The organism is Mycobacterium sp. OTB74 (assembly GCF_029892685.1).
In the GTDB taxonomy this organism is placed as follows: domain Bacteria; phylum Actinomycetota; class Actinomycetes; order Mycobacteriales; family Mycobacteriaceae; genus Mycobacterium.
Window position 1 is genome coordinate 337780 of the sequence record NZ_JARXVD010000003.1, and the last position, 21414, is coordinate 359193.

General features: G+C 66.3%; 15 protein-coding genes and 1 other annotated feature. Of the genes, 6 read left to right on the forward strand and 9 right to left on the reverse strand.

Annotated features, from left to right (window positions below; genetic code table 11):
* Positions 1–20: 20 nt before the first annotated feature.
* Entirely contained in the window at positions 21–365 is a 345-nt protein-coding gene (locus M2432_RS07160; protein WP_280826061.1) for an intersectin-EH binding protein Ibp1, read from the reverse strand.
* A gap of 285 nt (positions 366–650) precedes the next feature.
* Here M2432_RS07160 and M2432_RS07165 point away from each other — a divergent pair, with 285 nt between their 5' ends.
* A complete protein-coding gene (locus M2432_RS07165) occupies positions 651–1478 on the forward strand; it encodes an SDR family oxidoreductase (RefSeq protein WP_280826184.1) in 828 nt (275 codons plus the stop codon).
* 26 nt (positions 1479–1504) lie between these two features.
* On the opposite strand, the gene M2432_RS07170 is transcribed toward M2432_RS07165, so the two are convergent.
* The gene (locus tag M2432_RS07170; RefSeq protein WP_280826062.1) at positions 1505–2155 is read right to left on the reverse strand and encodes a response regulator transcription factor; all 651 of its coding nucleotides are present in this window, start codon (positions 2153–2155) and stop codon (positions 1505–1507) included.
* Positions 2148–3374 (reverse strand): histidine kinase, encoded by a 1227-nt coding sequence (locus M2432_RS07175; RefSeq protein ID WP_280826063.1) that lies wholly within the window; start codon positions 3372–3374, stop codon positions 2148–2150. Before M2432_RS07175 ends, M2432_RS07170 begins: the two co-directional genes overlap by 8 nt.
* A 134-nt stretch (positions 3375–3508) precedes the next feature.
* Between M2432_RS07175 and M2432_RS07180 the strand changes: the two genes are divergently transcribed.
* Positions 3509–6403: an RND family transporter gene (locus tag M2432_RS07180; RefSeq protein ID WP_348536295.1), complete on the forward strand. Its 2895-nt coding sequence runs from the start codon at positions 3509–3511 to the stop codon at positions 6401–6403.
* Here M2432_RS07180 and M2432_RS07185 read toward each other — a convergent pair.
* Both M2432_RS07185 and M2432_RS07190 read right to left on the reverse strand, forming a co-directional pair.
* Complete coding sequence (locus M2432_RS07185; protein WP_280826064.1) at positions 6400–7047, reverse strand: 3-oxoacid CoA-transferase subunit B; 648 nt, start codon at positions 7045–7047, stop codon at positions 6400–6402. The two genes, M2432_RS07180 and M2432_RS07185, sit on opposite strands and share 4 nt — an antisense overlap.
* Positions 7044–7802 carry a CoA transferase subunit A gene (locus M2432_RS07190; protein WP_280826065.1) on the reverse strand — a complete coding sequence of 253 codons (759 nt, stop codon included), beginning with the start codon at positions 7800–7802 and terminating at the stop codon, positions 7044–7046. The genes M2432_RS07185 and M2432_RS07190 overlap by 4 nt, the downstream gene beginning before the upstream one ends.
* A 156-nt stretch (positions 7803–7958) precedes the next feature.
* Between M2432_RS07190 and M2432_RS07195 the strand changes: the two genes are divergently transcribed.
* Positions 7959–8714 carry an IclR family transcriptional regulator gene (locus M2432_RS07195; protein WP_280826066.1) on the forward strand — a complete coding sequence of 252 codons (756 nt, stop codon included), beginning with the start codon at positions 7959–7961 and terminating at the stop codon, positions 8712–8714.
* A gap of 42 nt (positions 8715–8756) precedes the next feature.
* Positions 8757–9668: an LLM class F420-dependent oxidoreductase gene (locus M2432_RS07200; protein WP_280826067.1), complete on the forward strand. Its 912-nt coding sequence runs from the start codon at positions 8757–8759 to the stop codon at positions 9666–9668.
* Between the two features lie 145 nt (positions 9669–9813).
* Positions 9814–9942 (reverse strand) — a sequence feature (AL1L pseudoknot).
* Here the strand turns inward: M2432_RS07200 and M2432_RS07205 are convergent.
* The 4 genes from M2432_RS07205 to M2432_RS07220 form a co-directional block, all read right to left on the reverse strand.
* Positions 9903–10232 (reverse strand): transposase, encoded by a 330-nt coding sequence (locus tag M2432_RS07205; RefSeq protein ID WP_280826068.1) that lies wholly within the window; start codon positions 10230–10232, stop codon positions 9903–9905. Its footprint overlaps the feature before it by 40 nt.
* Positions 10233–10433: 201 nt before the next feature.
* Positions 10434–10871 (reverse strand): hypothetical protein, encoded by a 438-nt coding sequence (locus tag M2432_RS07210; protein ID WP_280826069.1) that lies wholly within the window; start codon positions 10869–10871, stop codon positions 10434–10436.
* 657 nt (positions 10872–11528) lie between these two features.
* Complete coding sequence (locus tag M2432_RS07215) at positions 11529–12014, reverse strand: hypothetical protein (RefSeq protein WP_280826070.1); 486 nt, start codon at positions 12012–12014, stop codon at positions 11529–11531.
* Positions 12015–12155: 141 nt separating this feature from the next.
* The gene (locus tag M2432_RS07220) at positions 12156–12539 is read right to left on the reverse strand and encodes a hypothetical protein (protein ID WP_280826071.1); all 384 of its coding nucleotides are present in this window, start codon (positions 12537–12539) and stop codon (positions 12156–12158) included.
* Positions 12540–12627: 88 nt separating this feature from the next.
* Here M2432_RS07220 and M2432_RS07225 point away from each other — a divergent pair, with 88 nt between their 5' ends.
* Positions 12628–17547, forward strand: coding sequence for a hypothetical protein (locus tag M2432_RS07225; RefSeq protein ID WP_280826072.1), 4920 nt, complete (start codon positions 12628–12630; stop codon positions 17545–17547).
* A 9-nt stretch (positions 17548–17556) separates the two neighbouring features.
* Positions 17557–21363: a hypothetical protein gene (locus M2432_RS07230; RefSeq protein ID WP_280826073.1), complete on the forward strand. Its 3807-nt coding sequence runs from the start codon at positions 17557–17559 to the stop codon at positions 21361–21363.
* Positions 21364–21414: the final 51 nt, after the last annotated feature.

Below are 21414 nucleotides of genomic sequence, written 5' to 3' on the forward strand. Positions count from 1 at the left end.
CTCGGCCGTATCCACCGTGGTTATGGGCTCGAACTGACCGTCGAATGCGGCTGGACAACCGGTGGCTGGTTCTCGCTCAGCGCCAGGCACGTGCCGGTGTTCTGGCCGTTGCACGGGATGCCATCGATCGAACCAAACGGACCGGGCTCTTGCGGCGGTTGAACCTGTGGGGCGGCATTCTGTTGCGCACCGACTTGGAAGCACTGGCCGCTGATGGTGTCCACGGTGGTCCCCGGCGGGCAGTTCGTCTTGCCCTGCCACGACGTCGCGGCAGGGCCGCTGAGCGCGAACAGCACTGGCGCGGCGGCGGTGACGATGGTGAATCCGCCTGCGACGAGCATTCTGCGAATTGATGTGGGAGCCATGGTCATCCAGCTTTCATCGGGGACCGTTCGGGGGCTGGAGCGTCGTGGGGAATGCCCGTTGAGCCCTAACCGACCGCATTGTGATCGGACCGGTGCCCGCGGCCAACTCCTGTGGCGATCTGCTGATTTCAGCGTACTCGCAGGAAACACTCATGGAGCGCGTTATTTTCGCGCGAGTCGGTTTGGGCCCCGGCTGTTGTGAACACTTTTTAAAAGTTGTATACAAGACGTATTCCAGTCGTCCTGTAATGAGGAGTAAGGGTGCACCTAACAGATCAGCTGTCGATGACGGACCGAACCGTCCTCATCACGGGCGGCGGCAGCGGTATCGGCAAAGGCATCGCCGCATCGGTGGTGGACGCCGGCGGAAATGCCATGATCGTCGGCCGTACCGAGGCCACCCTGAAAGCTGCAGCTGATGAGATCAACGGCGCCGGTGGCTCCGGCGAGGTGCGCTACCAGACCGCTGACGTCACCAACGAGGACGATGTCGCCCGGGCCGTGGCGGCCGCCGCGGCATGGAACGGCAAACTGTCCGGCACGGTGCACTGCGCCGGTGGATCGCTGACCGTCGGGCCGGTCACCCACCTGGACTCTGAGATGTGGCGGCAGACCGTCGACCTGAACGTCAACGGCAGCATGTACGTCATCAAGCACGCTGCGCGTGAAATGGTGCGTGGTGGCGGCGGTTCGTTCGTCGGCATCTCGTCCATCGCGGCCAGCAACACCCACCGCTGGTTCGGGCCGTACGGCGTCACCAAGTCGGCGCTGGATCATTTGGTGCAGTTGGCCGCCGATGAGCTCGGCCCCTCATGGGTGCGGGTCAACAGCATCCGTCCCGGCCTGATCCGCACCGATCTGGTGGCGGCCAGCGTCTTCGAGTTCGAGCCGCTGCGTGAGGATTACGCGCGGATTACCCCGCTGCCGCGGGCAGGCGAGGTCGAGGACGTTGCGAACCTCGCGCTGTTCCTGCTCAGCGATGCCTCGCAATGGATCACCGGCCAGCTGATCAACGTCGACGGTGGGCACATGCTGCGCCGCGGCCCGGATTTCTCGGCCATGATGGAGCCGATGTTCGGTGCTGATGCCATGCGTGGCGTGGTCGCAGAATAAGGTGCTGAATAGTGTTGCGCCGCTGACTATTTGGGAGTGACAACGCCGTGATCGTAGGCATATACGATGGCGGCGGCGCGGTCGCGGAGGTCGAGCTTGGTGAAGATCCGCCCGATGTGGCTCTTCACCGTCACCTCTGAGATGACCAGCCGTCCGGCGATTTCGGAGTTGGTCGCGCCCGAACCGATCAACTGCAGCACGTCGAGCTCGCGGGCGGTGAGTTTGTCTGCGGCATCGGGGGATACCGCGCCGGGTGCGCGGCGGTAGTCGCTGAGCACTCGGGCGGTCACCGCGGGGTCCAGATACGCCTCGCCACGGGCGACCGCCTGCACGGCGCGGATCAGTTCCTCGGCGGGTGAGTCCTTCAGGATGAACCCCGACGCGCCGGCGCGCAGCGCGCCCGATAACAACTCGTCGTCGTCAAAGGTGGTGAGCGCCAAGGCCGGAGGCCCGCCGGCCTCGTGCAGGGTCCGGATGCTGTCGACGCCGCTGACCCGCTTCATCCGCAGGTCCATCACAATCACGTCAGGACTGTGCTGCCGCACCGCGCCGGGCACCTCGTCGCCGTCGGAGCATTCACCGACCACATGAAACCCGTCCTTGCGGCGCAGAATCCGGCGCAAGCCCGAGCGCACCAGCTCCTGGTCGTCAACCAGCAGCACCGCGATGTCAATCATGATTGGTCTCGTTACGGAGTAACCGATTTCGCACCTTCGCGCAGGGCAGGCCCGGAGTGGTGACGGGTACGGTCGCCTGCACCGTCCAGCCGTGTGGTCCAGGACCTGCGCGGAACTGTCCGTCGAGCACCTCGATGCGTTGCCGCATGCCGGCCAGGCCCGAACCGGACTGGGGCGCGTGCACAAGCCCGGGTGGCAGGACGTTGTGAACGCACAGGGTGGCCACACCGGCACCGACGGTGAGTTGCAGGCTGGCGTCGGACTGCGGTGCGTGTTTGGCGATGTTGGCCAACGATTCCTGCGTCACCCGGTAGAGGGCCAGGCCGATTCCGGCGGTCACGGTGTCGGGTGCCGGGTCGATGTGCGAGTCGATCCGCAGGCCGGCGGCGGCGAAGCTGGCGACCAATTCGGGGATGTCGGCCATGCCCGGTTCTGGCGTCAGTCGGGCCGGCGTAGCGTCCCGCGGCTCGGTACCAAGCAGGCCGACAGTACGGCGGATATCCGACATGGCCTGTCGACCAAGGCGTTCAGCGTCCAGCAGGCCGTCTACCGCGTCATCGACGTCGTTGTCCTCCTGCAGCGCCCGGCGGGCACCGGTCAGGTGCAGCATGGTCACCGACAGCGAATGCGCGATCACGTCGTGCACTTCGCGGGCGATGCGGCGGCGCTCGTCTGCGGCGGCCCGCTCGGCCAGATGGGCCTGTTGGTCGCGCTCCTGCAACACCAACCGCTGTTGCAGTTGCAGGATGCGCCCGATCATTGCGGCGATGGCAAGGAAGAACAGCAGGTACGCCACCGGTATGCCGAGGTGGCCCAGCCGGGACGCCGTAGTCAACAGTGCCGCCGCCGCTGCGGTGGCAATCGCTCCGTGCAGCACCGACCCGAGTGCGAAGACCTCGCCGAGCATGAACATCAGCAGGAACGGTGCGGCATCGTTTGTTACCGGCGGCCAGGACAGGAATATCCCCACCGCGGTCAGCAGAGAAGCTGCCGCCAACAACGGCACCGGCTTCACTCCGATGACGGCGAACACCACTATCGGCCCGATGGACAGCAGGAAGGCCAGGGCAAGCAGCCAGGGGTGGGTGAAACCGCGCTGCACCATGGCGGTGCCGGCGAGCAGCAGAGTGCCGGTGTACATCACCACCGGCACGGTGAACGGGAAGTCGAAGGGCACCAGGGCTCGCCTGCGCATGGCGATATCCCGGAGCCTGTCCATATTGCCAGCGTAAAGGTGGTGCCACCGGAGTACATCATGCTTGGGCAGGCCCGCGTGTCCTACCACGGTAGGAGGCGAGGTCTCACCTCCGGTACGACGCCTGATCGGGCCGTGAGCTCGTAGTTTCAGCTGCCATGTGGGACTCCGTCGCGAGATTCTGTAGTCGGTACGCGGTAGTCGTCATCGGGTTGTGGGTGCTGGCCGCCGCGGCCGGCAATCTGCTGGTGCCGCAACTGGAAAGCACCGCGCACAACCACGCCAGGGGATTCCTGCCCGCCGATGCCCCGGTCAACGTGGCCGGCGTCAAGATGGACCAGCAATTCCACGACGGCACCGGCGGCAACCTCAACTACCTGGTGTTGGAGAGCGACCATCAGCTGGGCGCACCGGAGCGGGCCTATTACGACCACATGGTGGCCGCGTTGCGTACCGACACCGCAGACCTGGATTCGCTGATGGACCTGTGGTCCGATCCGGTGACCGCGTCGGGCGCGCAGAGCACCGACGGCAAGGCCGTGTACACCATGCTGCGACTGCGCGGTGAGCTCGGAGCGGCCAAAGCCAACGCGGCCTTGGACTCTGTCAGGCGGGTGGTCGCCGCAGTGCCTGCGCCACCGGGCGTGCAGACCTATGTCACCGGACCCGGCGCCACCATTGCCGACGAGCTCACCGCCATCGACAAACAGATGCTGGTGATCACCGGCGTCACAGTGGTTTTGATCGCCCTGCTGTTGTTCGTCGTGTACCGGTCGGCGATCACTTCGGCGATCCCGCTGATCACAGTGGGACTGGGATTGGGAGTGGCCCGGGCGATCGTGGCGTATCTCGGCGAGCGCAACCTGATCGAGGTGTCGATTTTCTCGGTGTCCCTGCTGGCCGCGATGGTGCTCGGCGCTGCAACCGATTACGGCATCTTCCTGTTGGGGCGCTACCACGAGAAACGCCGCGACGATGTGTCGCACGAAGACGCCGTGGTCCTCGCGTACCGCAGTGTGGCTCCGGTGATCGCGGCCTCGGCGCTGACCATCGCCGCGGCGCTGTCCTGCCTGCTGTTCGCACGGGTCGGCATGCTGCGTAGCGCCGGATTGCCCTGTGCCATCGGCATTCTGACCGGCATGGCAGCTTCGCTGACGGTGCTGCCGGCGTTGATCGGTCTGGCCGGCCGGTACGGACTGGCGCAGCCTAGAGACAGTCGCCGGAGCTCGGGGCGGGGCTGGCGGCGGGTCGGCACTATGGTGGTCCGTTGGCCCGGACCGATACTGGTGACTTCGGCGCTGGCGCTGGCGGTCTTCGCGATTCCGGTGGTGGGCCTGCGGCTCGGATTCGATGAGCTTGCCGCGCAACCGGTTACCACCCACGCCAATCGCGGCTATCAGGCGATGGATCGTCATTTCCCGGCAAACCGGCTGCTCCCGGAGATCATCTCCGTCGAGACCGATCATGACCTGCGGAACCCCGCGGGCGTCATCGCGATCGAGCGGGTGAGCCGAAAGATCATGGAAATCTACGGGATTCGAATGGTTCAGTCGGCGTCACGGCCTGCGGGATCATTGCCACAACAAGCGGCGCTGACCGATCAGGCCGGCACCATTGCCGACCAGCTTGACGGCGGCATGGCCCAGCTGAGTGCGCGTCTGGGTGTGGTGCGTCAGCTGTCGGGCACCGTGGACCAGTTCTCCGCAGCGATAACCCAGTTGCAAAAGGGTCTGGGTGGCAGCGTGAATGGCTTGGGGCAGTTGGGTTCCGGTATCGACGTCATGCACGGTGGCATGCAGCAGTTGCAGGACAACGTGGCTCAGGTGTCGCAGTACTTGGACCCGCTGCGCAACTTCACCAACGCCAACCCGAACTGCGCCGGCGACGGCATCTGCTCGCTGGTGCTCAAGGTGGTGCAGCCCGTGGACTCGGTGGTGGCAGCGACAACGGCGTTGACCAACAGCACCGTGGGCTTTGGCAACGGAACCGCTGACATGGCCCGGTCATTGTCCGGGGCCGAGGCGGCAGTGCGTTCGATGAGGGTTGCGGTCAACCAACTGGGCGCGGTCACAACACAATTGACCAATACCGTCGGGGATACCCGGACGATGTTCTCGGGGCTGACCAACTACCTGCGCGGGGTGCGGGAGGACTTCGAGAACAGCGGCGAAGGTGGGTTCTACCTACCGCAGCGGGCTTGGCAGGACCCGCGGTTCCAGCGCGCGGCAGCGCTGTACTTCGGGCCGGACGGCCACTCGACCCGGCTGTTGGTGTACGGGGACGGCAAGGTGTTCGGGACCGACGGAGCGCAACGTTCGCCAGAGATCACGGCGGCGGTCCGGGAGTCGACCAAGGAGGGAACCTTGGTGTCAAATACGTTGAACGTCACGGGTTTTGGTACCGGAACCGCCGAGTTGCGCGGCTACGTCGCCGATGATTTTCGGTTGCTGGCCGCGGTCGCGCTGTCGTTGGTGTTCTTGATCGTGTTGGTGATGCTGCGCAGTCCGGTGGCCGCGGCAGTGGTGATCGGCACGGTGGTGGTGTCGTACGTATCTGCGGTCGGACTGAGCGCGTTCATCTGGCAGGACCTGCTGGGCAAAGACCTGCATTGGGCGGTGCCGTCGATTGCATTGATCGCCCTGGTGGCGGTAGGTGCGGACTACAACCTGTTGCTGACCATGCGGATGCGCGAGGAAATGTCGGCAGGCCTGAAGACCGGCATGATCCGAACATTCGGCGGTACCGGCTCAGTGGTGACGATCGCGGGAATTGTCTTCGGTATCACCATGTTTGCCCTGCTGTCCAGCGACGTCCTGAGCATCGAACAGGTTGGTACCACCATCGGTGTCGGCTTGATGGTCGACACCCTGATCGTGCGGACCTTCGTGGTGCCGAGCATCGCCCAACTGTTGGGACCGTGGTTCTGGTGGTCGCCGGCACCCTTGGTGCGCGGGCTGCTGGTCCGAGCATTCGGTCGTCGTCCGCGGGTGGTGCGGCGCAGTCAACCCGCCGCTCGACGGCCCGCTGTCGCTACCGCAGGGGTTGGGGCTTAACCCAACTCCACCGTCAACTCGGCGCCGGTAGCCGCCACCACGTCGTCGACACTGACTCCGGGGGCGGTCTCATGGAGGATCAACCGACCGTCGCCGGGGACGTCGATCACCGCCAGGTTGGTGATGATCCGGTCCACCACTGCTTGTCCGGTCAGCGGCAGTGTGCAGGCTTCGACGATCTTGGCGTTGCCGGCTTTGTCGGTGTGCTCCATCAGCACGATCACCCGGGACGCGCCGTGCACCAGGTCCATGGCGCCGCCCATGCCCTTGACCATCTTGCCCGGCACCATCCAGTTGGCCAGGTCACCGGTACGCGACACTTCCATGCCGCCCAGTACCGCGGTGTCGATGTGTCCGCCGCGGATCATCCCGAACGACAGCGCCGAATCGAAGTACGCCGCACCAGGATTGACCGTCACGGTCTCTTTGCCCGCGTTTATCAAGTCAGCATCGACCTCGTCTTCGCGGGGATAGGGGCCAGTGCCCAGGATGCCGTTCTCCGAGTGCAGCGTGACATGCACGTCACCCTTGAGGTAGCCGGGAATCAGGGTGGGCAAGCCGATGCCGAGGTTGACGTACTCACCGTCGACCATCTCGTCGGCGGCGCGAGCCGCCATCTGCTCGCGGGTCCATCCGGTGCTCACTTGGAATCCTCTCGCACGGTGCGCTTTTCGATCTGCTTGTCCTGCGGCCCGGTGTGCACGATGCGCTGCACGAAGACCCCGGCCAGGTGGACGTCGTCGGGGTCGATCTCGCCGGGCTGCACCAGCTCCTCGACCTGGACGATGGTGATCCGTCCGGCCATTGCGGCCAGCGGGTTGAAGTTCCGTGCGGTCTTGTTGAAGACCAGGTTGCCCGCGGTGTCGGCGCACAGGGCATGCACCAGGGCGAAGTCGGCGTTGATGGACTCTTCGAGCACGTAGCGCTTGCCGCCGAACTCGCGAATTTCCTTGGGCGGCGAGGCAATTGCCACCGAACCGTCGGCCGCATAGCGCCACGGCAGACCGCCGTCGGATACCGGGGTGCCGACGCCGGCCGGGGTGTAGAAGGCCGGGATGCCCGCGCCGCCGGCCCGCATCCGCTCGGCCAACGTGCCCTGTGGGGTCAGTTCCACCTCGAGCTCGCCGGCCAAGTACTGCCGCGCGAATTCCTTGTTCTCGCCGACATACGACGCGGTGACCCGGCGGACGCGGCCCAGCCCGAGCAGCACGCCGAGCCCGACGCCGTCGACACCGCAGTTGTTCGAGAACACCTCCAGATTGGTGGCGGACGACGCGGCGAGCGCGTCGATCAGCTGGTCCGGGATGCCGCAGAGGCCGAACCCGCCGACAGCCAGAGTGGCGCCGTCGGCGATGTCGGCGACCGCTTCAGCGGCCGAGGCGTACACCTTCGAGGTCATGGTTCTCCTGCGATTCGTTCATTCAGTAAACGCGGCTAACACTCTCCAACAGAGGCGATTGACATGGCAAGTATCCAAGCTGACGGCGGTAGAACTGTTCGCCTGATGACCGTTGCGGATATATGCGTTCACTCAGTGAACGTCTAACATGCGGGGATGCCGGGTTCGAACGTTGTCGCGCGAGTCAGTGCGATGCTGCGTGCGGTGGCCTCGGCTGAACCTGACGGAGCTTCCACGACGGAACTGGGCAAGCTGGCGGGGCTGGCGCGGCCTACTGCGCACCGCCTGCTGGTGTCCTTATCCAACGAAGGATTGGTCAGCCGAGAGTCGAAGAGTGGGCGCTGGTCGTTGGGGCCTGAGCTCTACCTGCTCGGCGTCGGCGCGGCCTACCGTTACGACGTCACCGATCAGGCGCGTGCGGCGGTGAGGCGATTGGCCCGGGAAACCGGGGAAAGCGCCTTTTTCTCGGTGCGTCGTGGTGATGAGACGGTCTGCGTGTTGGCCGAAGAGGGCAGCTTTCCGTTGCGGTCCCACGTGCTGCACGTCGGCATCCGATTTCCGCTTGGCGTGGCCAGTGCCGGGCTGGCCATTCTCGGTCACTTGCCTGTCGCCGAAGTGGACGAGTACTTCTCTCGATCAACCCCTGAAACAGACTGGGGTCCAAGTCATTCCGAGGCGGCGATTCGTAAACGCATTGAGCTGACCAGGCGCACCGGGTATGCGGTGAACCCGGCATTGCTGGTCGAGGGCAGCTGGGGCATGGCGGCGGCGGTATTCGACAGGCGCGGCCAGCCGGGCTGGGCGCTGAGCCTGACCGGGGTCGAGACCCGGTTCCGCGCCGACCGGCGTCGCGAACTGGGCCGGCTGCTGCTGGAACATGCGCATGAGCTGTCTGGTCAACTGCAGGGCTGACCCCGTGATTGGGCCGGCAGCGCGGTAGACGATTGTGGACCTGTGACCGGATCAGTGAGCAATGAACGCACCCGTATCGACTTCCCGTCCCGCATCGGTGTCTGGTGGGCCAGTGACACCTGGGCCATGCCCGACGCGCAGGCGGTAGCCCGCGATATCGAAGCCATGGGTTATGGCTCGTTGTTCCTGCCGGAGGTGGTCGGCAAGGAATGCCTGACTGAGTCGGCGGCATTCCTGGCGGCGACCGAACGACTGGTGGTCGGCACCGGCATCGCGAATATCCACGTGCGGATCCCCTCGGCCGCGGAAACCGGTGCCCGCACGTTGGCCGCGTTGTACCCGGGACGATTCGTCTTGGGCCTGGGCGTCAGCCACGCCCCGTTGGTGGAGTACGGCATGGGCGGCACGTATCAGAAGCCGCTGGCCACCATGCGTGGTTATCTAGAGAAGATGGCCGCAGTGCCGGATGCCATTGAACCGGGGTCCCGGGCTCCGAAACTGCTTGCGGCGTTGGGCCCGAAGATGATTGAGCTTTCCGGCAGTCATGCCGACGGCGCGCACCCGTACCTGATCTTGCCGGAGGCCACTCGCGCCACGCGTGAGATCCTGGGACCGGACAAGTGGATCGTCTCCGAGCAGGCGGTGGTGGTCGGCGGTGACGACGACGAACAACTGCGTCGCGCGCACAGTCACCTGGAGGTCTACAGCGGCCTGCCCAACTACCGGAATTCGTGGCTCCGGCAGGGGTTCGACGAGAGTGATCTGGTGCGTGGCGGATCGGATCGGCTGGCCCGCGCCCTTGTCGGGATGGGCAGCGTCGAGGAGGCCGCAGCGAAGGTGCAGGCGCATCTGGATGCCGGCGCCGACCACGTCGTGGTGCAGGTGCTGGGCGAGACCCCGACATCCGACCCGCGGGCAGGCTTGCGCGAATTGGCGTCGGCGCTGGGGTTGTAGCGCGCGGTAACGCGCGAATCAGTCTGTGGGACTGTCTGTTTCGTCGTCTTCGTTCTCGGGTGGGTACAGGCTCGGGTGGTGGTACTGATTCGTGCGGGTTCGGCTGCAGTTGGTCGAACAACGCTTTAACTCACAAATGGGAACTCGGCGCGATCTTGATGCCGTGGGCGGTCAGCACCCGGCAGATCGGCTCGACGCCGAAGCGGTCCTTATTCTGGTCGATATAGGTGTAGATCAGCGGGGCCGGCGGTCGAGCTCCGCCGCGAAAAAAGTCGACGCCGATTTCAGAATTTCGTTGGCCCGCTTGAGTTCCCGGTTCTCTGCCCGCAGCCGGCGTAGTTCCTCGGCCATCTCGGTGCTCACGCCGGGGCGCTTGCCGGTATCGACCTGGTCCTTGCGGACCCAGCTCAGCAGGGTCTGCGCCGTCCCGATCCCCAGCTTGGTCGCGACCGACTCGATCGCGGCCCACTCCGACGGGTACTCGTGCCGGACCTCGGCCACCGTGCGCACCGCACGCACACGCAACTCAGCCGGGTACCTACGCGACGACGATCCTTCTGACATGACTCCATCCTTCACAAGAAGTGGAGCCTCCGGAAACGCCGGGGGGATTCAAGCTGCCGAGGCCCAGCGGGAACGAGGCCCAGATCGTACGACCGAGGTCTGACTACGAGCCACCGGTTTATCGCGAAGGGTCATGGGCGCTCCTTTCGCCGGGATCAGGTTCATTGAATACTCGTGGCTGGCAAGCAAACGCCCTGTGCGTCAGCGTCCTGCAAAGAAGACCCAAGCCCATCCGGCCATGGAAACAGGCGGCAAGAAGATGGGAGCACTTACGCCGCCGAGATAGAGCAGCGAGCCGACTGTGATGTCCGGAACGGCAAACTTCTTCTGAACCTTCTTCAACTCCCCCGTGTCTTTGTAGTCGCGTCGCAACTTTCCCATCGACCAGACTCCAGACCAAATGGACATTCCCATGAGAAGAGACAACACAAATCCTGCGATAGGGAGCTTCGAATAGAGCCACAGCGATTCCGTCGCGAATGTTTTGAGCGGGCTTCCCGCCGTCTGACCGGTGACAGTTAGGACGGTGGCGTAGGCGGCGAGGAGAAACGCCTCCGCACCGATGAGCCACCCCAGTCGGACACCAATCAGCGTGGACTCGTCAACGATTTGCGCTCGGACAACCCTTGTAAGTCTCAAGAGCTGAGTGTGGGTCGACAGATTGTGCTTCTGGTGCTGACATCCGCCATCTCCTTGTCTAGAGGTATGAAGGGCTCATCGGCAGCGTCTCTCGATGATTTAAGGGCTGATGCCATTCTCCCGGCGCATCTCCCGAGGGTGAGGTAATTCCGTCTACGTGTGGATGGGTTTCGATGGTGCGCATGTGGAGTTAGACGCAGCCAGCGGTGCATCGGTTCCGCAATCGTCGATGGGTGGTTGTCCTGCGCTCCCTTGGTGGCCTCAGTGCATGCCGTTCCGGACCGGCTCAAAAGACTCAAACCGGAAGAGATAATGGCTTTCCTGATCGCTGAGCAGGCGTTGGGTGTGCAAGCAATACCGCGGGATGGCAACGGGGAGCAGGGAGTGCCCGACGCGAAGCTGATTTATCCCGACGGGCGCAAAGCGGCATTCGAGGTCACCCAATTGGCGGCCGGCGGTGCCCTGCACACCGCGAGTATCTTGACCCGGGACAACCATTGGTGGCCGATTCCGGGTAAATGGTTCTGGAACATCCAAGTCGGCCGTAACCCTCAGGGGAGAGGACTCTCAGCGATTGTGCAGCGTGGCCGGAGTGAACCCCCGTCCGATGGCCGGACCGACCCCTTGCACCATTCTGCAGCGCGCACCGACTCTCTCTCACAAATGCGGTGTCACAGTGTACAGCGCGGTAAGCGTGTACATAGTGCCATCGTTTGCCGTGTATTGGTCGGTGACCGCATCGTCGTAACCAACGAATATCTGCAGATTGTTACGGAAGGCGTATTTCACGGTCTCAACCCATGTAGCCAGGTCGGAAGTGGAAGACCATGTCACCGGAGGACTACCGAACGGGGCCGAAGCCGAGACGGGCCGGTGCAGAAAGCCAAAAAAATCTCCATTGGCGAGAGGACTCTTGTTGGCATCAACGAGGCCAAAAATGAACATCTCCCCATCGTCGCTGATGATAACTGGGAATCCAGGTATCTGTTGTATTGCCATTGTTTCTTCCAATCTGTGTTGTGCGTTAACGGAATGTTCCGTTGTCCATGACATCGCACGCCTGCGGGGCGGGATGAGGAAAGGGCTCGGTCCGCTCAGCGGACCTGCGTTCTCGCCCAGGCCAGCTTTTGCGAGTTGCGTCATCGGGCCGCAATGGACGTGCGTGACGGCGTCGGGCGTTGGGCGCAGGACGACCTGTGACGGTTGGGATCAGCGGCGAGAACTCCTGCTCCCGCAAAGTAACCCATGGTCCCGAATCTCAGCTACCATCACCGCCACGGCTGGCTACATCATCACCGGCGCGGGTTCCTCCCCGATCACAACGTCACCATTCGCGCCACCTACACCGCAGAGAACATCAGCGACCACCGCAGCTACGTCACCGACCCCGGCGGCGACCTCTATGCGCAGCCACTCACCAGCCCCGCTACCGGCGCGCTGCACATCACCGCCACCAATCCACCGCACCGACACCGACGGCGCGTGCGGGCCGCAGTGGAGCACACCCAGACTGTCCAGCCTCGTAAGGCCTACAGTCAGCGTCGAAGAGCCGACGACGCCCAGCAAGCCCAGACGACAGCGGGCCGCCCGCCCGCCACGGCGGTCCGGCGGCGCGGCGTGTGCCCAGATTCCCGGTCCGCTGAGCGGACCGCGATCTTGCCTAACCACACCGACCCGACGCTAAATCGATCTGCCGAGAATTAGCCCGTCGCCCAGCTAATCGGTCGTCCGGAAAGGGCCGCGGACGGAGGGCCAGATGCAGAAGAGTGGCGCAGACGCGCTCGCGCAGTCACTGTCGGACATCACCGCCGACTGGACAGCGGCGCCTGGCGTCGATCCGGGTACCCTCACCGCGGCGCGCCTGGCGCTCGCACGGTCGTCGATCGCGGCTGGGCCCGATGTCGCGCTGCGCGTCTCCCCGGGCACCACGGAAACGTCCCTGGCCACGCCGGCACTATCCAGTGAGCTGCGCCAACTCGCCGAGGAGGTCCACGCCGCCGCGGGTCCGACAACGGTCGCGGTGGTTCGCAGCCCCGCTTTGGCCGGGCTGGCCAATCCCACCGGGGTTCCCGGCTGGGCCAGCGGCGGCAAGGTCCTGGACAGCTACGGACCGTTCCTGGATGCGGCCGGCGGGCTGCACTGGGTGGACGTGCTGTCGATCACGACCTCGGAGCAGATCGGGTTCGGCGGTGCCGCAGCGCCTTTCGGCGTGGTCCCGGTCAGGATCTCACTTCTCCCCTTGCCGAACAACCAGCTTAAGCTGGGCGCGGGCAGCGTGTGGTTCCTAGCGTCCCTGTTGGGGTCGGGTTTCCCGGCCGGTGCGTTCACCGGGTTCGCGATCACCGGCGGCACGCTGGTCTGCACCCAGCCGCTGACTTTCCAGAACGGCGTCTACGAGGCCCCGGCGGGTTCCACGCTGACCCTTACCGCCATGCTCAGTTCGTCCGCGGCGAGTGGCACCGGTGGCTCTCCCGATGCGGCCGCCGCCACCGCGCAGCCACCGGCCGACGTTGTCATCGAGTTCACCGCCTCGACCGCAGTGCTGCAGACGGTCGGCGCATCCAGTATGACCGCGTACGGCACGAGCGTCACTCTGCAGTGGACGGGCGATACCCCAACGTTGAACGCCGACATCCTCGAGATCCCCGAGATCCAGATTCCCTGCACCGCTTCGCGTTCCGACTTCGCCTTCGCCCAGGCGCTCTCCGACGCGTTCGCCCCTGCGGGGTCGGCGCCGATCTCCCACGCGGCCTGGACTTTCCCGCTGTCCGCGACCACGATCACGGCTCTGCCCGAGGCCGCCGGCCCCGGCGCGGCCCGCCTGAGCCTCGGCAAAGGTGCGACACTGAGCTGCGGCATTCTGTCGGACACGATCGCGATCTCCGGCTGGGTGCTGGAGATCGCCACTGGCACGCTGTTGGTTGCCGCCGCAAGCGCCGGAACGCCGGCCTCGACCACATTGTCACTGTGGCCTGAAGCCGCTCCGGCCGGGCGTTTGGCCACCCTCGAGTTCGACACGGTCACGGACTCCGTTTTCATGCTGGTCGCCTACACCAACGCCGAAGTCACGCACACCACCGGATCGCTGATCGCCCACCTCGACCGCCCGCTGGACAGTTCAGGCAGCCGGATCCCGTTCAACTCCCGTGGCGGCGGCACCGCCGGGCTGGCTGTGCTGCGCAGCCAGGCGTCCTCGTTTGCCGTCGTCGCCGCCACCCAGCCGATGACCGCGTTGCCGGAGCTTTCGCTGACCCTGGAGAACGCCCTACTTCGGGTGGTCTCACCCTCCCTGCTGACGGCCTCGGGCATCCTCAGCGGCACCCAGCTGAGCACCGGCGTGCTGTCCGAAGCGTTCAACATCGCCTGGATCCTGCCCACACTGCCAGACCCGTACGCCGCCACCTTCGAGACGCCCCTGACCGTCGATACGAACACCGCAAGTCAGCTCGGCACGCTGATCGCGACGACCCGCTGGGACGGCTCGCACCCACCGCAGATGAGCTGCTCGCTGCAAACCGCCGCCACCTCACCGAGCCTGGCCATACCCGCGCGCGCCGCGGCGGCCAACCAGGATAGGAACATGCCCGCGGCGACCCCCACCGGGCTGTACCCGCTGGCCCTGCTTGATCTGTCCACCAATGTCGACCTTTTCGGCGTGGCGATCGCCCCGCTGCTCGGCCAGTTGGCGCTGACCGGCGTTGGAAGCATCGACCAGCCGCAGCTGGCATACAACCGGCTGGCCGAGGGCATGGCCGCCTCCACCCAGGCCACGCCGGCCACTTTCGGGGTTTCTGACATGACCCTCGTTTTCAACGGCGCCGACGTGGCTACCTTCGCGCTGCCGCAGGTCAGCTGGGAGGCGGTCGAAACCCAGGCGCCGTCGCCGGATCCGGTCGGCCCGATCTTTGGGCCCGGCTCCGACGGGCCGCCCCTGCTGCTCGCGGCTCCGGACAACCAGCAGCTCGTTGCCCTTGCGCCCCAGCCGGTGTTGACCGGCAGCATCAGCAACGTCGCAGCCGGAGCACCGTTCGCGGCGATCTTCAGCCTGCCGTTCGGGTTGGCGGGAGTGATCGCCGAGCCGAACGCGCCGCCACCGCGACACCTCGGCCGGCGTCGGCAGCCCCGGTCGCAGTTCCTCGCCCGGGGCGGAACGTTTTCCAGCCCCACGTCGACCTTCCCGCTGAACGCCTCCACCCAGCTTTCCGCCGCGGTCTCGCTGACCGTCGCTCCGACTGGCACCAGCGCCGTCAACGGCGCCGACCCGATATTCTCCGGATTCCTGCTGCCGGCCGGCGGCGAAGGCGCTGGCACCTATCTGTCCAATATCCTCGGCCCCCCGCCCGTACCATCCGGCCCCGGCTCGGTGGAGACGATCCTGTTCGGCGAGTTCGGGCCCAAGAGCGCCCAACCGGGCGTCCCGCTGGAGCGTATCGACTTCTCCGGCTACGGCACGAGCATCTTCAGCGAATGGCTCAACGGCGTGGGGCCGCCGCCCAAGATCGTCAAGGTGCAGTTCGAGACCACCCGGGGCCGCACCGCCTACGAGGTGATCCAGGTACAAAGCGTGATCTACCCGTACGCCATCAGCGTTGTGCGGACGATCATGCTGCAGCGCCGCAACGCCGGCTGGGTGCTGCGCACCGACAGCGGCTGGCAGCCCGTCTCCGACGGGCTGTTCCAATTCCCCACCGCCGACGGCAGCAAGTACCCCGGCACCGTGCACCAGGGCGCGCTGCTCGGCGTCTTCAACGTCCGCAACATCGCCGAGCAGGGCGGCCTATTCGCCGTCGGCGCGCTCACCTATCAGGGCGTGTCGTTCGATGCCGACCTCGGAGTCGCCGGCGGTCCGACCGGTCTAAACGTCAGCACCGGAGGCTTGATCGACCCGAGCAACCGGATGCAGCTGGTGCCCTCGCAGCAGATCCTCGGCTACGTGCAGCTGCTGCCGGTCGGCGAACCCCCGAGCCCGCTGCAGCTGGGCCAGCTCGTGTCCGGTCACGGCCCGTTCACTCCGGCCGTGTCGTTCACCGCGGAGGTGGGAAGCTTCGGGCCCGGCACGGCGGGCACGGTGCTGCGCTGCTCGGCGTTCGAGGTGGGAGTGCTGACCACCAACGTGTCATCCACATCGACCAACCCGCCGCTCGGTGTGGCGCTGCGGGGGGCCCCGCAGATGCCGCGCGGCGGCGGCTGGAGCATGGGCGTGCGGAACTACCAGAACCAAGCCCCGTCGTCGCTGCCCGATGACTTCCCCGTCCCGCTGGTACAGAACAACTCCACCCCCGACATGTGGAACATCGCCGACGTCGCCGACATCGGCTCGCTGCAGCAGCCCGCCAACCTGTACAGCCTGATCCACGCCACCGGCACCAACAAGGTGCTGTTCGAGGCGCCGCAGATCCCGGCCACGGCTAGCGCCGCGGGCAGCTCGGCGGTGCCGGGGCTGCAGTTCCCGCCCATCACCAGCCCACAGTCGGGTGCCGTCGCCAACCCGGGCTCGCCCAACCTGGGCGACCTGGCGTCAATCCTGGGGTCCAGCGGCCTGTTCCCCGCATTGGACTCCGCGTTGTCGCTGTTCAAAACCGGCGATCTGCCGCAGATCCAGACGACCCCGGGCGGGATCCAGTACTCGAAGAGCTACGACTTCCCGGTCGATAGCAAGGGGAATCCGACGACGACGACACCGATCATCACCCTCTCCAACATCATTAAAATCACCTTGGTCTACGGCGACACGACCGGTAGGACCCAACCGGCTAATGCCACTCTGGAGTACACGGTCAACTCGTCGCCGTCGCCGTCCCCCCTGCCGTCGCCGAGCTGGACGTTGTCGCTGGGGCCGCTCTCCGCGCAGGTGGCGGTGCCGGCATTCGGCACGGTGCTGACCATCACCGGCAGCTTCTACGCCGACGAACACACCAAAGCGGGCCTGACCAACCTCAACGTCACCTTCGGCGGCGCGTTGGCCCTCGTCGAGAACGTGTTCAGTGACCTGCAAGTGCTGGCCGCCTACCTGCCCGGCGGCGCCGGCGCCAACCTCGATGTGTCCGTCTCCGGCGGGCAGCTGAGCGTCAGCGACACCTTCACCGTCGCCGACCTGCCACTCGGGCTGGGCGACCTCACCGATGTCAGTTTGGACCTGGGCCTGGACGTCACGCTCAGCCCCCAGTCGGTCAACTTCCTGGTCGGTCTGGGCTCGCCCGGGAACCCGTTCAACTGGATCGCCACCCCGCTTGCTGGCAACGGGTTCATGAACTTCGGCGTGCAGGACAACCTGCCCGCGTTTGCCATCCAGGCCGGGATCGGGCTCGGGTGCGCGATCGCTCTGGCCATCGCCGACGGCTCGGCCTCGATCACCATCGCCTTGGACCTGGATGTCACCACTGACAGCATCACGCTGGTGGCGATCCTAACCGGGCAGGCATCGGTCACTTTGCTCGACGGCGTCGCCAGCGCGTCGATCACACTGTCGGCGTCCTTGGGCTTTAGCATCAGCCCGCCGCCTCTACCGACAAACAATCCGCCGCCTCTGACGATCCCCGGGGGGACGCTCGACCTGCTGGCGTCGTGTTCGGTCGGGATCCACATCTCGATCTGCTGGGTGGTCAACGTCAACTGGGAGGGCGCCTGGCAATTCAAGGAGAGCTTCCAGACACCGACGCTCACCGTCACGATCTGAGTAGGCGAAATGGGAATCGAGAGACTCCAGCTGAGCCTGATGGCTTTCCCGCAATCCTGGACGCCGGCGGCCACACCCACGGGCGACGCCACCCTGGCGGTCAACGTGCTGGTCCTGCCAGTCGGCGATCCGCGGGCGCCCCTCGGGGGCGGGGCCGCGTTCGCCGGCACCGCGATCCACGTCGTCGTCAACATCTGCGACAAGAGCGCAGGGCTGCCGACCACAGTCAGCACCCCCCTGGTCGGCCGCCCGCTGGTGTTGACGCCCCCGCCGGTGGCCACAACCCTGTTCGACCAGCTGTTTAAACAGTCGGTGGCCAAGGGCATGACCCCGACCACCGACCCGCCCAGCGCGACCACGGCGCGGATCAAGAAATCGCTGCCGGCCAGCTACACCAACGCCGTCGCGGTTGAGCAACCAGGGCCCAACACCGAGGTCGGCGACGGCTACGGCTGCGCGCTGCGCGCCCAGGCCCCCCCGCCGAACACGCCAGCGATCGGCCCGGACATCAGCATCGCCTGGGGCCAGATCCTGTCGCTGACACTGCGCCAGCCGGTCCTGGCCCAGGCGCTGGGCCTGGTCTACCCGCTCACGATCCCCGTCCCCGCGGGCACCCTCGCCACCGGCGGCTTCGTCTACGTCACGCTGGACACTCGCAACCCCGCCAACCCCTGGGTCGCCCAGCTCAGCGCCGACTCCGACTTCATGCACAGCTACGCAGCACAACTGCCAGCCCTGACATCCACCGCCCGCCCGTTGTTCGCCGCGACGCTGCTCCCGGTCGTGATACCGCCGGCGACACCGTCGGCCGACCTGGATCACGCGCAGCGCGAGGCCGCCACCTATGATGACGGCTTCGCCCAGGTGGTCCACAGCAACCAGCCCACCACGATCGACGCGGCCACCCTCGGGGCCGACGGGACCCCGCCGGCCAGCGACGCCGGGATCCAGCTCGGCTGGGACGACGAGCAGATCACCGCATGGCTGAATGGCCAGCTGGACCTGCTCAACGTCCGGGCCGACCCGTCGACCCACCCTGCCGCCAACGTCGCCGAGGCTCCCCTCGGTGTCCAGGGCTACCGCGTCGACGTCCGCCCCGCCGGCGGCCAGCAGAGCTGGTCTTCGCTGTGCGAGGTGATCGGCACGGTTGGCTTCACTCAGCAGGCCTACGGCGGGAATGCGGCGACCCCGATCGACGGCGAGCTATGGCTGGCGCCGGCACCGGTGCGTCCAACCGCCGGCACGCCCGGTCATCCGAACAACGATGGCAATGCGAACCCCTCCTGGCTGCCGCTGTACTTCGCGCTGTGGACCGGGGGCAGCCTGGTGCTCGCTGACCCGGTGGTCCATATGCTGGCGACGGCCTTCAGCGCAACGCCGACGTCGAATCCCGTGAGCCCACCGCCGACGCCGCCGAACCCGCGGGCCGACCTCAGCGCCGTCCCGCCCCTGCGCTACGGCGCCGACTACGACTTCCGGGTCCGGCTGGTTGATCTCACCGGCGGGGGACCCGGCCCGGGCGCCCAGCCGGTCCACGCCGGCGCGGTGCCGATGACGACCGTCGAGTTCCGCCGCTGGGTGCCCCCCAAGGCGCTGGTCGTGGCCACCGACGACAACCCGCAGCCCTACCCGGCGGTGCCGCCCGCGCAGCGCCCGATCCACACACTCAGCGTCCGGCGGCCCCGCATCGGCTACCCGGAGGCGCTGTTCGCCGGGGTGGACCCCGCCACGTTCGCGCTCGCGAACCTGGCCACGCTGATCGCCCAGGCGCGGGCCAACGGCGACGTGCTCGACATCGCCGACCCCGACGTCGGGTCGTTCACCGTCATCGTCGAGGCCAAGATGCCGGTCCATGACGGCGGGGTCGCGGGCACCGCTGCGAACGAAGTCGACGGCACCTACCGGGTGATCTACGCGGTGACGTTCGATTTCGGCGTTGACCCGGACTCCGAAATCACGCTGACCCTCGATTACACCAACGTTGACGACATCGGCTCCATGGGTCCACCAGCCGCGGGCGTCACGACGCTGCCGATCCCGACCGCGCGCGACGTCCGGATCCGCCTGCAGCCCCAGTTCGACGGAAAGACCAACTATTACGCCACCGGCGCGCCGATGACCGGACCGTACCGCGACTACGGCGTCCGGCAACAGGCGGCCACCGAGGATGTGCTGTTCGCCGGGTCGGCCGCCACTCAGTTCAGCGCACTGTACTTCCAGCCCGGCGCCAACATCGCGCAGCTGCTCGCGCAGCAGCTCAACCTCAGCCAGAACGCGCTGACCCTGTCGGGGACTCCCGGGCAGCGCACGGTGTTCGGGGCCTCCGGTGCGCTGCGGCACGCCATCAGCGCCGACGACGGCGCGATCACCTTCGCCAACCAAACCGAGTTACTCGGCCACTGGATCGTGGCCATCACGCTGCAACTGAAACGAGACTGGACCTGGGACGGCTTCGCCCAGCCCAGCGCCCTCAATCCCGGCGGGTCCCTCAAGGCCGCCCTGCCGTCGGTCAGCTTCACCCGCGATGGCCAGCCGATCGGTACGATCACCGTGCCCCGGGCGATCCCGACCTCAACGCTGCAGGATCCCACCGCCACCGTGGAGCGCTCGTTCACCCAGCTGGTGTTCTTCGACGCGATCGACCCCAAGCCGGCACCCGGCAGCTTCCCTGCCGAGCTAAACCCCGTTTACACGGTGACAGCAAACTGCGAGGCGATCGCGGAAGTGCTGTCGCTGCCGGTCACACTGCCGATCACGACCGCCCCGGTGTTGACACCGAGGATCGTCGCCACCGGCGTGGCCGAGTCGTCCTACACGCGCGCGGCCGACTACTCCTCGACAGGATCGCGCACCCGGATGCTGTGGATCGAGTTTGAGCAGGCGATCCCCGACCCGGACGACACTTACTTCGGCCGGGTGCTCGCCTACGGACCCGACGCGCTTCTGGCCGGCGAACTGGGACCCACGGGCACGGCCGGGCAGAAGATGCTGGCCGAGACGCGCGAACCTCCGCTGCCGATCGATCCCGAGCCGGTCCGAACGATTTTCCCCGGCCAAACCCCCGACAACTCAGGCTCCGACGCGATGACCGAGCTGATCCCGGCCGCCGGCCCGGCCGGCACCGTCTTCCTGCTGCCGCTCCCACCCGGCGTACCGCCGGACGATTTGCAGCTCTTCGGCTTTTGGACCTACGAGTTCCGCGTGGGCCACCGACCACTGCACGAGAGTCAAACGCCTCCCGCGCAGTGGTCGACCGCCCAGGGGCGCTTCGGCCGCGCTCTGCGGGTCAGCGGGATACAGCATCCGCCGCCCGAGCTCATCTGCTCGGCCAACCGCAGGGAAACGGGGATCGATGTGAGCGCCCCGTACGCGACCACGGTGCTCAACGGGCGCCGGGTGTTCAGCGCAGCGGCGGGCGATCCGCGCACCGAAATCTGGTTCATGCTCTACGCGCAGGCGATGCAGGCCGACGGCACCTCCTACCGAAACATCCTGCTCACCCACGCCCATGGAACCATGCCGACGTTGACACCGGTCATTGAGGAGACTCCGCGAGCCGCACACCCGTTCCCGGAGGACACGATCAACAGACGCCTGATCGAACTCGGCCTGCCCGAGACGAGCCCGCTGAGCGTCTTGGCCGTCGAACTGCTGCCCTTCGACGTTTTCCTGGAGGAGGTCGTCGTCCCGGTCGAGGGCTCGGGCTCGGGGACACCGCCGCCTCCAGCACCCACGCCCGACCCGCTCGGGGCCGACCTCGGTACCCGCCGGATCCTGCGCACCTCACCGCTCACCGCGCTGCCGTCGGTCTGCTGACATCAGACCTTCAACCAGTACGTTTCTGCTGGTCAAGGGCGACGCGCTAGA